The organism is Polaribacter sejongensis, assembly GCF_038024065.1.
Lineage (GTDB): Bacteria > Bacteroidota > Bacteroidia > Flavobacteriales > Flavobacteriaceae > Polaribacter > Polaribacter sejongensis.
This window is the reverse complement of record NZ_CP150667.1, coordinates 2,823,432-2,837,793: the sequence shown is the minus strand read 5'-3', so window position 1 is coordinate 2,837,793 and position 14,362 is coordinate 2,823,432. Positions and strand designations below refer to the sequence as shown.

Sequence of the window (14,362 nt, the reverse complement as noted above, 5' to 3'; positions counted from 1 at the left end):
TTAGTTATGTTAAAAACATTTATTGAAAGACCCGTTCTTTCAACCGTAATTTCTATTATCATTGTTTTGCTTGGAATTATAAGCGTTACAAGCCTACCAATAGAAGAATACCCAGATATTGCTCCACCAACCATAAAGGTAATTGCCTCTTATGCCGGAGCCAACGCAGAAACAGTTTTAGAAAGTGTAATTATACCTATTGAAGAGCAAATTAATGGTGTAGAAGGTATGACCTACATTACCTCTACTGCATCTAACACAGGTACAGCAGAAATAACTGTTTATTTTAATCAAGAAATAGATGCAGATATTGCTGCAGTAAACGTTCAAAACCGTGTAGCTAGAGCAACACCATTGTTACCTGCAGAGGTTGTACAAACAGGTGTAACTACTCAAAAGCAAGAAACAAGTGCTTTAATGTTTATTTCTATGTATTCTGAAAGCGACAATTACGACGCTACTTTTATTCAGAATTATTTAAAAATAAACGTAATTCCTGCTATTCAGCGTATTAGTGGTGTTGGAGATGTTAGTGTATTCTCTCAACAAGATTATGCTATGAGAATCTGGTTAAAACCAGAAAAATTAGCAGCTTATAATTTAATCCCTTCAGATATTACAGCAGCCTTAGCAGAACAAAATTTAGAAGCAGCTGCAGGTTCTTTAGGTGAAAATAGTGGAGAATCATTTTCATATACATTAACCTATAGTGGTCGTTTTAAAGAAGAAAAACAATATGGAGATGTTATTATAAAAGCATTAGGAAACGGACAATTTCTTCGTTTAAACGATGTTGCAGAAATTGAATTAGACGCACAATCTTATGCGTCTAACGCAATGAGTAAAGGAAATCCTGCAGTTTTTATGGGGATTTTTCAAACAAAAGGTTCTAATGCAAAAGTAATTATTGAAAACATTAAAGAAACCTTAGAAGAGGCAAAAAAAGACTTACCAGAAGGATTAGATGTTTTTGTTCCTTATGATACAAGTTTGTTTTTAAATGCATCTATAGAAAAAGTAATTAGCACGTTGTTAGAAGCCTTTTTATTAGTGTTCTTAGTGGTATTTATCTTCTTGCAAGATTTTAGATCCACCTTAATTCCAGCGATAGCTGTACCAGTTTCTATTATTGGTACCTTCTTTTTCTTGAATGTTTTTGGATACTCAATTAACTTATTAACACTATTTGCATTGGTACTTGCCATTGGTATTGTAGTGGATGATGCCATTGTGGTTGTAGAAGCCGTACATGCCAAATTAGATGAAGGAGAAAAGAGTGCTAAAAAAGCAACTTTAACTGCCATGAATGAAATTTCTGGGGCAATTATATCTATTACTTTAGTAATGGCAGCTGTATTTATTCCGGTAACTTTTATCTCTGGACCAACAGGTGTTTTTTATGAACAATTTGGTGTTACTTTAATTATTGCAATCCTTATTTCTGCAGTAAACGCATTAACTTTAAGTCCGGCATTATGTGCTTTATTATTAAAACCACATAAAGAAGATGAAGAAATTAAAGGTAAAAGTCCTTTAAAGCGTTTTTACACGCTGTTTAATAGAGGATTTAACGCAACTATTGATAGATATGGTAAATCACTACATTTCTTATACAAAAGAAAATGGGTATCTGGTTTATTATTAGTACTAGCTATTGTTGGAATTTTTTGGGCATCAGAACAAACACCAACAGGTTTTGTACCTAATGAAGATAGAGGAATTCTTTTTGCAAATATTGAGTTACCTGCAGGTGCTTCTTTAGATAGAACAAATGCAGTAGCTAAAGATTTGTACAGTAAAATAAATGGTATTGAAGGTATTGTTGCTGTAAACTTTATTAAAGGTAGAAGTTTAATTAGTGGAGCTGGTAGTAATTACGGTTTTGGTATTATAAAATTAGCAGATTGGGGAGAACGTGAAGATCCTTCTACTTCTGTACAAGCAATTACAGGTAAATTATTTGGAATTGCAGCTACCATACCAGAAGCAAATATTATTTTCTTCTCGCCACCAAGTATTAGAGGTTTTGGTAACTCTGCAGGTTTTGAAGTAAATTTACTAGATAAATTTGGAGGTGAATTTAAAGACTTAGACAAAGCAAATAAAGAATTTGCAATGGCTTTAATGAGTCATCCAGAAATTAAATATGCACAATCTTCTTTTAGTACAAATTATCCACAATATGAAATGGAAATTAATGTGCCTTTAGCAAAAGAAAAAGGAGTGCCTATTAATAGTATTTTCTCAACATTGCAAGGTTATATTGGAGGTATATATGCTTCAGATTTCTCAAAATTCGGAAAACAATTTAGAGTATATATTCAAGCTTTACCAGATGATAGAGCAACCGTAGATGATTTAAATAGTATGTATGTTAGAACAAACTCTGGTGAAATGACACCAATTACACAGTTTGTAAAATTAGAACGTGTATATGGGCCACAATCGGTAACGCGTTTCAACTTATTTAATTCTACTACCCTAACAGGTGCAACAAACGAAGGTTATAGTACTGGTGATGCCATTAGAGTTATTGAAGAAGAAGTTGCAAAGTTACCAAGTAACTACACCATTGCATATTCTGGTTTAACAAGAGAAGAAGTAAGTGCGGGGAGCCAAACTATATTTATTTTTGCATTAAGTATTTTATTCGTGTATTTCTTATTAAGTGCACAATATGAAAGTTATTTATTACCATTTGCAGTAGTATTATCACTTCCTTTTGGTGTATTCGGAGCCTATATAAGTACCTGGTTTTTTGGATTAGAAAACAACATTTATTTCCAAATTGCTTTAATCATGCTAATTGGTCTACTCGCCAAGAACGCCATATTAATTGTGGAGTTTGCGCTACAAAGACGTAAAAATGGAGAAAGTATTTCTGATGCAGCTATACATGGAGCAAAATCTCGTTTACGTCCTATTTTAATGACCTCATTTGCCTTTATACTTGGTTTAATGCCATTAGTATTAGCAAAAGGAGTTGGGTCTGAAGGAAACAATTCTATCGGTACAGGTGCCGTTGGAGGGATGTTGATAGGAACCATTTTAGGAGTCTTTGTAATTCCGATACTATTTATATTATTTCAATGGTTACAAGAAAAAGTTTCTAGTAAACCAGCAGTTATTTCTGAACAAAATGAAGAAGCATAAGATGATATCAATTATAAAAAAAAGAAACCTTCAAAAAGGAGTCGTTATAGCTGTTATGGCTTTAACGTTACAAAGTTGTTTTGTTGCTAAAGAGTACACAAGACCAGAAGTTACAGAAACAGAAAACTTGTACAGAACAGATAATTTGCCATCAGATAGTATATCTATGGCAGATGTATCTTGGAAAACATTGTTTACAGATACCTATTTGCAACAATATATAGAAGAAGGCTTGCAAAACAATATGGACATTCGTATTGCTATTCAACAAATAGTTGCAGCAGAAGCATATGCTAAACAAGGAAAATCTGGTTATTTACCTTCTTTAAGTGTTGGTCCTAACCTTACACATCAAGAATTATCTAAAAACACCCAATTTGGGGCGTTTTTAACAGATACTTCTACAGATCAATGGGATATTACTGCATCACTTTCTTGGGAAGCAGATATTTGGGGAAAAATACGAAGCAATAAACGTGCAACGCAAGCAGCCTATTTACAAAGTGTTGCCGGTCATCAAGCTGTAAAAACACAATTGATTTCTAGTATTGCAGCTACTTATTACAGTATTTTAGCTTTAGATGCGCAGTTAGAAATTACCAAAACATCTATTAAAACAAGAGAAAAAGGGGTAGAAACTATTAAGGCTTTAAAAGAAGCAGGATTAACAAATCAGGTTGCAGTAGATCAAAATATTGCACAATACAACAATGCGAAAGCATTAGAAGTAGATTTAGAAGTTGCGCTATTTAGAGCAGAAAATACATTAAGTATTTTATTGGGAAAAACACCTCAGGAAGTGGAAAGAAGTAGTTTAGAAGACCAAACTATAACCACTGAAATGAAATTAGGTTTTGCTTCAGAATTACTAAGTAACAGACCAGATGTAATTGCTGCTGAATATAACTTAATAAGTGCTTTCGAATTGACAAATGTTGCTAGAAGTAGTTTATATCCTTCTTTAACGTTAACCGCTGCTGGCGGATTGCAAAGTTTAGAATTAGATAAATTATTTAATGCAAACTCTTTATTTGCAAATATAGTTGGTGGTTTAACACAACCAATTTTTAATAAGCGTAAGCTAAAAACGCAAAAAGAAGTTGCTATTGCACAACAAGAACAAGCACTTTTAAATTTTAAAAAGACTTTATTAGTTGCAGGTAACGAAGTTTCAAATGCTTTATACTCTTTTAATTCTGAAAATAAAAAGTACGAATTCTTAAAAAATGAAGTGGAAGCTTTGCGTAAAGCAGAGAAAAATTCTGATGAATTATTAAAGAATGGTTATGCTACTTATTTAGACTTATTAACAGCTAGACAAAGTGCCTTAAACTCAGAAATTAAAGTAATTGGTAGTAGATTACAACAGTTGCAATCTGTTGTAAACTTATACGAAGCTTTGGGTGGTGGTTTAAAATAATAACTTAAAATGGTTAGTAAACAAGAACTTATAGAATGTTCTATTACAAATTTCATCAAGTTTGGAAGCAAGCGTTTTTCTATGAACGAGCTCGCTTCCGAACTTGGTATTTCTAAAAAAACCATTTACAAACACTTTAAAACTAAAGACGAACTCATTTCTAAAGGGGTTCGTTTTATTATTGAAAAATACCTACACGAAATAGATAAAATTCTAAAAAAGACAGAAGATCCAATTGAAAAAATAATTTTAATTCAAAAAGTAAATTTTCAGTATTTAGACTATTTTCAACCGACTTTTTTATATGGAATTAAAAAATATCATCACAAAGCAGATGCTGTTTTTATTGATTTTAAAGTCAATTTTATAAAAACCAACTTAAAACCTTTACTAGAAGAGGCTATAGAAAAAGAGTATATTTGCAAAAATTTAAATATCAATTTGTTTTGCGATTTGTATTTTACAAAACTAAAAATCTTAGTTTTTGACCCTATAAATCTTTTTGATAAATACGGTATAGAAAGTGTTTTTAAACACCTTATTGTAAATAATTTAAAAGGTGTAATTACACCAAATTACAAAGACAAAAACAAATTATTTTCTTGATTATTTTTTATGAAAAAAGACATTCAAATACCAGAAGTTACCGATGTAGAAATGGCAATCGCTTATGAATACAATGATATTTATAAAACCAACGATTGGAATGTGTACATCATCAATAATAAAAATGTTGATTTAGAAATGATGGTTGTTGTTACACAAGGTTTTTCTGAAACTAAAATAACGTCATTATTCCGTAAAAAATTAGACAAACTTCCTGCAAATTCTTTTGCTAAAATTGAATTTATTCAACCAGAGTTGTTCAAATTAAACAATCGTTTTCAGGTTACTTTTTTTGAAGGAAATACGTTGTATGAAAAGACCTTTCTCTTTAAAGAAAACACCATTAAAGAAGGTGCTTTACGTATGATTGATTCCATTAAAAAACGTGGTATTTTAGCTGAGTAAAAAGATATTTCATATATATTTATCAACCTCTTTAAGTTTTAAAATTTAAAGAGGTTTTTTATTTTAATGAAGAATTCGAAAAACTTTTAAACTTATTACTTCGACGTTAAAAATAATATTATAGTATTGATAACAAAAAAGGGAACAATCATTATCAGGTTTCTCATAAGTTTATATTGAGCGTAGTCGAAATACTTAAAAAAGCTCTTTTCGAAATGACAAACTGTGTGGTTATTGAGTGTAATTAGATTCAATTAAACCAGAAAAACTCAAAATTGTCACTTCGACGTCAGGAGAAGTCGCATAACAAGTGATACTATAAAACTCTTAGCAAGACTTACACATTTCTCTTTCGCTAGTGCTCTTTTTTAACGAGTACGTGAAGGATTTTCTTTTGATAACGCTCTTAAAATTAAATAAAATTACAAGCTAAAGTGAGATTTCTCAATCGCTGAAAAGCTCATTTCGAAATGACAAATTGTGTGGTTATTCGTGATATAAATGAAACTATAAAAGTTAATAAAACTTCAAAATTGTCACTTCGACGTTAGGAGAAGTCGCATAACAGTGATACCTTAAAAATCTTAACAAGACTCACACTTTTCTCTTACGCTAGTGCTCGTTTTTAACGAGTACCGTACAAGATTTTCCTTTATGAAACTTGGTAAAACAAACAAAATGACAAGCTAAATGTGAGATTTTTCATAAGTTTATATTGAGCGTAGTCGAAATACTTAAAAAAGCTCATTTCGAAATGACAGATTGTGTGGTTATTCGTGATATAAATAGTTCTATAAATATTATGAGATTTCTCCCAAAAGGTCGAAACGACAAATTGAGTGCGAAATAACAATCTAATCAAAATTACAGTTTGTTCGCAATTACGCCCGCGTTAGCGATTGCAACGGCATCCTTTTTGTTTTTCGCAAAAAGATATAGTGGAAAGCGCGACCCTTGTGGTAACGCCCAAATTCTTAAAAAGGATCGTTAAAAAACGAATTTATCCTAAAAAACCGATAATCAAATACATTAAAACTGTAATTACACCACCCACTAAGGCATATGGTAATTGCGTTTTTACATGGTCTATATGATCACTGGCAGACGCCATAGAAGATATAATAGAAGTATCTGAAATTGGCGAACAGTGATCTCCAAAAACACCACCTCCTAAAGTTGCAGCAACCACAATAGTTGGATCTGCTCCATGAATGTTTGCCATAGGTATAGAAATTGCCAACATAATAGCAAAAGTTCCCCAAGAGGTTCCGGTAGAAAAAGCAATAAAAGAACTAATGATAAAAACCACAGCCGGTAACAATTCTGGCGACAACCAATCTTTGGTAACATTGGCTACGTAAATTCCGGTTTCTAGTTCCTTACAAGCGTCTCCAATAGCAAATGCCAACAACATTAACAATGCTAATGGCATAAGTTCACTTATCCCTTTTAAAGTTAAGTTAACGGCTTCTTTTGGCTTCATAATTCCTTGTATAAAATACATTGCCATGGCAACTAGTAAAGCGGTAATTACGGCGTACAAAACTGATGAAGAACCAGATCCCTCTCCGATTGCTTGTGTAATATGGTCTAAAGTAGATGTAGACTCTTTTACAGCAGCCCAACCTGTATAGATTAAATTGATAGGCATCATAAAAACCATCACCAAAAGCGGTACAATCATATTATACGCTTTTGCTTCAATTCCTTCTTTGGGTTTAAATGACGTAATTTCATCAGAAATCATTGGTGTAGAACCTTCATTCATTAACGCGCCTGTTTCTTTGGTTCTTTTTTCGGCTTTTTTCATTGGGCCAAAATCTTTTTTAGATAAGATGATAAAAAACAAAATTCCGATGGCTAAAATTGGATAAAAATTGTATTTAATGGATGCAATCATCATTGCAAAAGGTTTGTCTATTCCTTGTGTTAGCAAAAGTCCCATAATAAAAGCTCCCCAAGCATTAAACGGAATTAATATGGATGATGGTGCCGAACTAGAATCTGCTATATAGGCTAGTTTTTCTCTCGGAATTCCTAATTTATCGAAAATGGGTCTGTATAAAGTACCTACTGTTAAAGAACTAATACTGGTTTCTACAAATAGTAATAAACCAGTAAAGGTTGCTAAAATCTGAACCATTACTCTACTATAACCTGTTTTTTTATTTTCTAGTTTTACTAATTTTCTGTTGATGATATTGATAAACCCCTCTACTCCTCTAGAATATTGAATAAATATTAATAATGCTCCCACCAAAGCACTAAACATAATGGTTCTTGTATTTCCTTGAGATTGAAAAACATTTACCATGCCTTCTATCATTGCCAAAGTTCCGGATAACGGATTAAAACCTTCTATGATTAACCAAGAAAACCAAATACCCAATAACAAGGCAATGTACACTTGTTTGGTTTTTAAGGCTAAAATGATTGCCACAATAGGTGGTATTACTGATAAAAATCCATATTCCATAAAAAAGTGTTTAGAATGCTAAAGGTAGTAATTATTAAACCACATTATCAATCGTTATTTTGTAATTTGGTCAGCTAATAATTACGATTATGTCAAAATTTTATACAAAAATCACTTCTAGGCTTCAAAAATTTATAGAAGCACAAAAAATATTCTTTGTGGCTACGGCTCCAAATGATGGTAGAATTAATTTATCGCCTAAAGGAATGGATTCTTTTAGAGTGATGAATGAAAACCGTGTTTTATGGTTAAACGTTACCGGAAGCGGAAACGAAACTGCGGCTCATTTATTAGAAAACGACAGAATTACCATTATGTTTTGTGCTTTTGATGGTGCTCCGAATATTTTACGTTTGTACGGAAAAGGAAAAGAAATAAAAGAAGGAGATGCTTCTTGGAATGATTTAATTACACTGTTTCCAGAAACTCCAGGAACGCGTCAAATCTTTGATATTACCTTAGATTCTGCACAAACTTCTTGCGGAATGTCCATTCCGTTTTACGATTATAAAGGCGAAAGAAATGAATTAAATGATTGGGCAACCGAACAAGGGAAAGAGGGTATTAAAAAGTATTGGGAAGATAAAAACCAAACAAGTATTGATGGTTTACCTTCCCAAATATTGAAATAATGTTTTGAGTAATTTATAAAAAAGAAAAATATAATTACCCTAATAAGGGGCCTAAACTTGTTGGCTGGTAAAGCAACCAACCCGTTAAACTATACCTGTCTTTAAAAGATTTTAAAACAGCATGTGGTACTTTATCACTTTTAAATAAAACACATCTTTTTGCAATAGGTGCTACTAATTGTAATTTTTTGTTTTTATCTAAAATTTCTAATTGTCCACCATTTTCTGCTTCCCAATTATCATTAAGGTAAATAATCATAGAAATCATTCTATTATTTCTACCTTCAAATTGATCTAAATGTCTTTTATAATAACCTCCAGAAGGATAATGAGCTAAATGAAATTCTTGGCCAGATAAACTTAGATAACAATACCTATTTAACGTACTTTTAGTTTCTTCTAATAAATTCCAAAAACCACTAAGATCCGCATCTCTGTCTTTATTTAACCAATAGGTTTTATCACCACGAATGTTTTTTTTTATTGTGTGTTGGTTAAGAGAACCAATACCTGCTTTATCAAAAACATCTATTTTTTCAAAAAGGAAGTTTTTAATTTCTTTATAAAGGTTGTTGTCTATAAAATCATCAATAATTACATAATCTTGCTCTGCAAGATCGTCCATCCAGGACAACCACAGTTCTAGGTTGTGAATTGTTTGCAATTAAAAATTAAGCCTTGTTCACTAACTTTATTGCCTTAGTAAAATCGGATAAATCATTCTCATTTAAAACTAGTTGAATTGCTTCATCACATACTTTTTCTACATTATCATGTGAAAAATGTAAGCGAATAGCTATTTTTCTCATCAATTGAACTTCAATTAACTTTGCTTCTCCATCAACCAAAATCATTTTAGCCAAACGATATAAACGTTCTATTCTATCTTCATAACTTGCAGGTGCATTTGTTGGATACTTTTCTGGGTTTGTTAATATAAGAATAGATTCTTCTAATGTTATATTTAAGTTTTTGCCTGCTCTAATTAATAATTCTTTTTCACCTTCAGAAATTTCTCCGTCTGCTTTTGCAATTTTTACAATATTTGCAAAATGACCAATTTCTTGTTTGTGTTTTCCGCTAGTATATAAATCTGATATTGCCATTTTTTATTTATTTTCTATAAAAATAGTAAAAATGGTCTAAAAAAAAAGTTAAAAAGAGGTTTCCTTAAATATTCATAAAAAGACAAATCGAATAGATTGCATTTTTGTATTTTGCTAAAGATTAGTTTTCACAGAACTATTCTTTTATTAATTCAACTTAAAATATGAATCACTTTTCTTATTTAAATAGAGAAACTATTACCAAAAATTTACAATCTACCGAATTTGATGTACTAATTATTGGTGGTGGAATTACAGGCGCAGGAATCGCTTTAGATGCAGCATCTAGAGGAATGAAAGTTGCTTTGATAGAAAAAAATGACTTTGCTTCTGGTACTTCTAGTAAATCTACAAAACTAATTCACGGAGGTTTACGCTATCTAAAACAATTCGATTTTTGGTTGGTTAAAGAAGTGGGTACAGAGCGTGCTATTGTGCATGATTTAGCGCCACATTTAGTGGTTCCAGAAAAAATGATTTTACCTTTAATTGATGGTGGAACGTATGGTTCTTGGCTAACATCTATCGGACTAAAAGTTTACGATATTTTGGCTTCTGTAGAAGGAGAAGATAAACGAAAAATGTTAGACAAAGAAGAAGCTCTAGAAAAAGAACCGATGTTGCCAGAAGACATTTTAAATGGTGCTGGTTATTATGCAGAATACAGAACAGATGATGCTCGTTTAACTATTGAAGTTTTAAAAACAGCTTTAAATTACAATGCAAAAATTATAAATTATACCACAGCTAAAGAGTTTATTTACGAAGATAATAGGGTTGTTGGAGCAAAAGTAAAAGACACTTTTTCTGGTGAAGATTATGAAATTAAAGCTAAATATGTAGTAAATGCTTGCGGACCTTGGGTAGATGAATTAAGACAAATTAACCACTCTAAAACTGGTAAAAGATTGCACCTTACAAAAGGAGTTCATTTAGTGGTTGCTCATGATAAATTACCTGTAAAACAATCTGTTTATTTTGATATCCCAGACGGACGCATGATGTTTGCCATTCCGCGTGGAAAAGTTACGTATTTTGGAACTACAGACACCAATTATCAACTAGATAAAAATAATGTAGAAACCAATTTGGTAGATGCTACTTACCTTATTTCTGCTGTGAATAATATGTTTCCAAATATTCAACTTACGTTGGATGACATTCAATCTTCTTGGGCAGGATTAAGGCCTTTAATTCACGAAGAAGGGAAATCTGCTTCAGAATTGTCTAGAAAAGATGAAATTTTTGTTTCTGATACCGAACTGATTTCTATTGCTGGTGGAAAATTAACAGGCTATCGTAAAATGGCAGAACGAATAGTCGATTTGGTTGCCAAAAAATATGAACGCAGATTTGATACAAAATTTGAAGAAATAAAAACCAAAGAAATAGCACTTTCTGGTGGTACTTTTAGTAATTATCAAGAAGTACAAAGTTATACAGATGCTATTCAGAATAGAATAGCAGAAGTAGACTTCGATAGAAAAGATGCAGAATATTTAGTACATAATTACGGAAAGCAAACAGATATTATTTTGCAAAAATTTGATGATTTAATGCATGATAATATGCAAGAGAAAATGATCATTGCAGAAGTTTGGTTTACTATAAACTACGAAATGACCTGCACACCAACTGACTTTTTTATGCGCAGAACGGGTCGTTTGTTTTTTGACGCACACAGTGTAAATTTATACAAAGACTATGTTTTAGATTTGTTTAAAACTCATTTTTCTTGGGATGAAAAAACAACTAAAAAACATCAATTAGAATTAGAAGAAAAAATACAATTGGCGACTACTTTTGAATAAAAAATGTAGGTACTCATTAAAAAATCCTTCAAGTTTTAAAATTTGAAGGATTTTTTAATAAATAAAATACTATATAACTTATTAATTATCAATACAATTTATGATAAATTTATTATCAACATAACTTTTTATAAAATATTTAAAATAATATTTATTTTATTTTTCAATTCAAAAAAAATGTATATTTGATATACATCATCAGTAATTTTAAGGCTTATGAAAATATAGTTTCGAGTACTTCAAAACAATAGCCAATTCTTTTTTAAAAAAAGAATTGCTACTATATTTATTAAAAAATAACTTTAAAATTAAAAATCATGAAAACATTATATGCATCAGCATTCGTGCTGTTATTTACCCTTACTTTTGCTGTAAACACAATTTCTGCACAAGAAAAAGAAAACAAAATTGTTGCTACTTTTAAAGGAGTCACAGAAACTGAATATTTTAAATTTGTAGACGATAAAGATGCTACTATTTTATTCTACGACTTAGATGAAAACATAGAGCTTTCTTTATATGAAGAGGAAATGATTGGTAAGAAATTTATGATTACGTATTCTACAAAACAAATTGATGAATTTGATGAAAATGGTGAAGCAACAGGAGAACTAACAACTGTAAAAACCATACTAACCATCACAGAAGTTAAATAAATTTACAAACCGCTTATTAAAATAATAAGCGGTTTTTTTTACTTTAAAACTCAGTAAAAATTAATCTTCTTTTTGGTTTGCTTCTATCTCTTTTGTTAAATCTAACTCTCTTAAAGTAGGGTTTAAAGCACCAATACCTACAACACTAAGCAACGTCATCGTACCTCCAAAAACAACCGCCATAGAAGCTCCTAAAAACTTTGCAGCTAAACCACTTTCAAAAGCACCTAACTCGTTAGAAGAACCAACAAACATAGAGTTTACAGAAGAAACTCTACCTCGCATATCATCGGGTGTTTTTAATTGTAAAATTGTCTGACGAATTACCATCGAAATTCCGTCTGCGGCACCACTTAGAAACAAAGCTAAAATACTTACCCAGAAAATAGAAGATAACCCAAAAGCGATAATACTTAATCCGAAAATAAAGACAGAAACCAACATTTTTTTACCTGTTTTTCTGTTGATAGGAATGTATGTTGTTAAAAACATGGTAACAATACTTCCCATAGAAATAGAAGCATTTAAAATACCGAAACCTTCTGGCCCAACTTTTAAAACATCTTGCGCAAAAACAGATAAAATAGCTACGGTTCCACCAAATAAAACTGCAATCATGTCTAAGGTTAAAACACCTAAAATAGCTTTATTATGAAATACGAACCTTACACCAGCTTTTAAACTTTCTTTCATTGGTTCTCCAATTTTTTTGTTTAAAATGGGTTTCTTTTCTATTAAAAAAGTAAAAATTAAGGATAGAATGACCAAGATAAAAACCAAACAAAGTGTTTTATCAACACCAATCCAGCTTATAAAAAAACCACCAAATAAGGCTCCAGAAACCGAAGCCGTTTTCCAGGTACTTGTACTCCATGTTGCCGCATTATGATATATCTTTTTAGGAACTAATAATGCCACTAAAGAGAAAATTGTAGGTCCAAAAAACGAACGTAAAAATCCACCAAAGAAAACCAAAGCGTAAATTGAGTATAGAATTTTATTTGTAGACCAATGCCCAACAACAGTATCTGATGTTAATAAGAATAAGCCTAAACTAATCAGCGAAAAAGCCGCTATACAGATAGCAAATAAGTTTCTTTTTTCATTTTGATCTACAATATGACCTGCAAATAAAGCCATTGTAAATGCCGGAATAATTTCCATTAAACCAATAATACCCAAAGATAAAGGATCTTTTGTAATGGAATATACTTGCCATTCTATAACAATAAACTGCATAGACCAACCAAAAACCAGTAAGAATCTAACAAATAAAAAGATATTGAATTCCTTAATTCTTAATGCTGCATAAGGATCTTGTTTTGCCATTATAAAAAATAGATAGTTGGTTGTTTTATAATATCCTACAAGGTTTTAGAAACCTTGTAGGATGATCTGTTAATTTATAATAAGTAACTAAGTTCTATTTAACTCAATTTCATATCCATTAAAATTGCAAAAGTTTGGTTAATATCTTCTTCTTTTACAACTATAGTCATTTCGTTTGTAGTAGAAATAATTTCTTGTAACGGAATGTCTGCCCAAGCCAATTGTTTTAAAATAAAATAATAAATACCAGATTGTTCTTGGTTTTCTTTTGGAAGTTTGATAGTAATAGAAGCCAAATCTAATACGCTAGAAATAAGTCCTTCTTTTTCAAAAATCTCATTTACAAAAGGTTCTAAATTTTTACTAGTAACAATATTCGTTTCAAAAATACCTTGAGAAACCGTCAAGAAATAATCAGAACTTTCTGATGATTTCATTAAAATTTTTGCAATTTCTTTTAATAATGAAGTGGTGTTTTTAAAAGTGAAATCACACAAATCAGATCGTACAATTACATCACCTAAATCTAAAGCTAACTTCTTAATATTTTTTCTGATACGTAATTCACTTGCAGGAGAAAGTCTATTAATAGCCATCATAACTGCACCAACCTTTACTTCTTTCTTTAAAGCAGTAGAAACTTCGGGTAAAATAATTCTTGCTAAAGAAGAAACATTTATCAACTTTTCATTTAAAGCCTCTTCTATAAAAGGTGTTTTTCTAATGGTGCTTTCTACAACTTCTTGTATTGTTTTCATTGTAATTGTT

12 protein-coding genes are annotated in these 14,362 nt (G+C 31.0%); 7 read left to right on the top strand and 5 right to left on the bottom strand.

From position 1 onward, the window contains the following. Positions 1 to 6 precede the first annotated feature (6 nt). From WHD08_RS11965 to WHD08_RS11950, 4 genes are read left to right on the top strand one after another with little or no spacing between them, the layout of a single operon-like run. Positions 7 to 3,153, top strand: coding sequence for an efflux RND transporter permease subunit (locus WHD08_RS11965; RefSeq protein WP_208890671.1), 3,147 nt, complete (start codon positions 7 to 9; stop codon positions 3,151 to 3,153). A gap of 1 nt (position 3,154) precedes the next feature. After that, the gene (locus tag WHD08_RS11960) at positions 3,155 to 4,573 is read left to right on the top strand and encodes an efflux transporter outer membrane subunit (protein ID WP_208890672.1); all 1,419 of its coding nucleotides are present in this window, start codon (positions 3,155 to 3,157) and stop codon (positions 4,571 to 4,573) included. Between the two features lie 9 nt (positions 4,574 to 4,582). Next, positions 4,583 to 5,179, top strand: coding sequence for a TetR/AcrR family transcriptional regulator (locus WHD08_RS11955; protein ID WP_208890673.1), 597 nt, complete (start codon positions 4,583 to 4,585; stop codon positions 5,177 to 5,179). 9 nt (positions 5,180 to 5,188) lie between these two features. Next, positions 5,189 to 5,584: a hypothetical protein gene (locus WHD08_RS11950; protein ID WP_208890674.1), complete on the top strand. Its 396-nt coding sequence runs from the start codon at positions 5,189 to 5,191 to the stop codon at positions 5,582 to 5,584. Positions 5,585 to 6,584: 1,000 nt separating this feature from the next. Here WHD08_RS11950 and WHD08_RS11945 read toward each other — a convergent pair. Then, the gene (locus WHD08_RS11945; protein WP_208890675.1) at positions 6,585 to 8,060 is read right to left on the bottom strand and encodes a Na+/H+ antiporter NhaC family protein; all 1,476 of its coding nucleotides are present in this window, start codon (positions 8,058 to 8,060) and stop codon (positions 6,585 to 6,587) included. Positions 8,061 to 8,149: 89 nt separating this feature from the next. On the opposite strand from WHD08_RS11945, the gene WHD08_RS11940 reads away from it, so the two are divergent. After that, positions 8,150 to 8,692 carry a pyridoxamine 5'-phosphate oxidase family protein gene (locus WHD08_RS11940; RefSeq protein ID WP_208890676.1) on the top strand — a complete coding sequence of 181 codons (543 nt, stop codon included), beginning with the start codon at positions 8,150 to 8,152 and terminating at the stop codon, positions 8,690 to 8,692. A 34-nt stretch (positions 8,693 to 8,726) separates the two neighbouring features. On the opposite strand, the gene WHD08_RS11935 is transcribed toward WHD08_RS11940, so the two are convergent. Both WHD08_RS11935 and WHD08_RS11930 read right to left on the bottom strand, forming a co-directional pair. After that, on the bottom strand, positions 8,727 to 9,317 hold the full coding sequence (locus WHD08_RS11935; RefSeq protein ID WP_208890677.1) for a 2OG-Fe(II) oxygenase: 591 nt from the start codon (positions 9,315 to 9,317) through the stop codon (positions 8,727 to 8,729). A gap of 46 nt (positions 9,318 to 9,363) precedes the next feature. After that, positions 9,364 to 9,798, bottom strand: a complete 435-nt coding sequence (locus WHD08_RS11930; protein ID WP_208890678.1) for a TerB family tellurite resistance protein — start codon at positions 9,796 to 9,798, stop codon at positions 9,364 to 9,366. A 164-nt stretch (positions 9,799 to 9,962) separates the two neighbouring features. Between WHD08_RS11930 and WHD08_RS11925 the strand changes: the two genes are divergently transcribed. Both WHD08_RS11925 and WHD08_RS11920 read left to right on the top strand, forming a co-directional pair. Then, entirely contained in the window at positions 9,963 to 11,609 is a 1,647-nt protein-coding gene (locus WHD08_RS11925; protein ID WP_208890679.1) for a glycerol-3-phosphate dehydrogenase/oxidase, read from the top strand. Positions 11,610 to 11,926: 317 nt separating this feature from the next. Continuing rightward, positions 11,927 to 12,265, top strand: coding sequence for a hypothetical protein (locus WHD08_RS11920; RefSeq protein ID WP_208890680.1), 339 nt, complete (start codon positions 11,927 to 11,929; stop codon positions 12,263 to 12,265). Positions 12,266 to 12,325: 60 nt separating this feature from the next. Here the strand turns inward: WHD08_RS11920 and WHD08_RS11915 are convergent, their stop codons facing one another. Beyond that, positions 12,326 to 13,594 (bottom strand): MFS transporter, encoded by a 1,269-nt coding sequence (locus tag WHD08_RS11915; protein ID WP_208890681.1) that lies wholly within the window; start codon positions 13,592 to 13,594, stop codon positions 12,326 to 12,328. 98 nt (positions 13,595 to 13,692) lie between these two features. Next, positions 13,693 to 14,352 carry a hypothetical protein gene (locus WHD08_RS11910; RefSeq protein ID WP_165731370.1) on the bottom strand — a complete coding sequence of 220 codons (660 nt, stop codon included), beginning with the start codon at positions 14,350 to 14,352 and terminating at the stop codon, positions 13,693 to 13,695. Positions 14,353 to 14,362 lie beyond the last annotated feature (10 nt).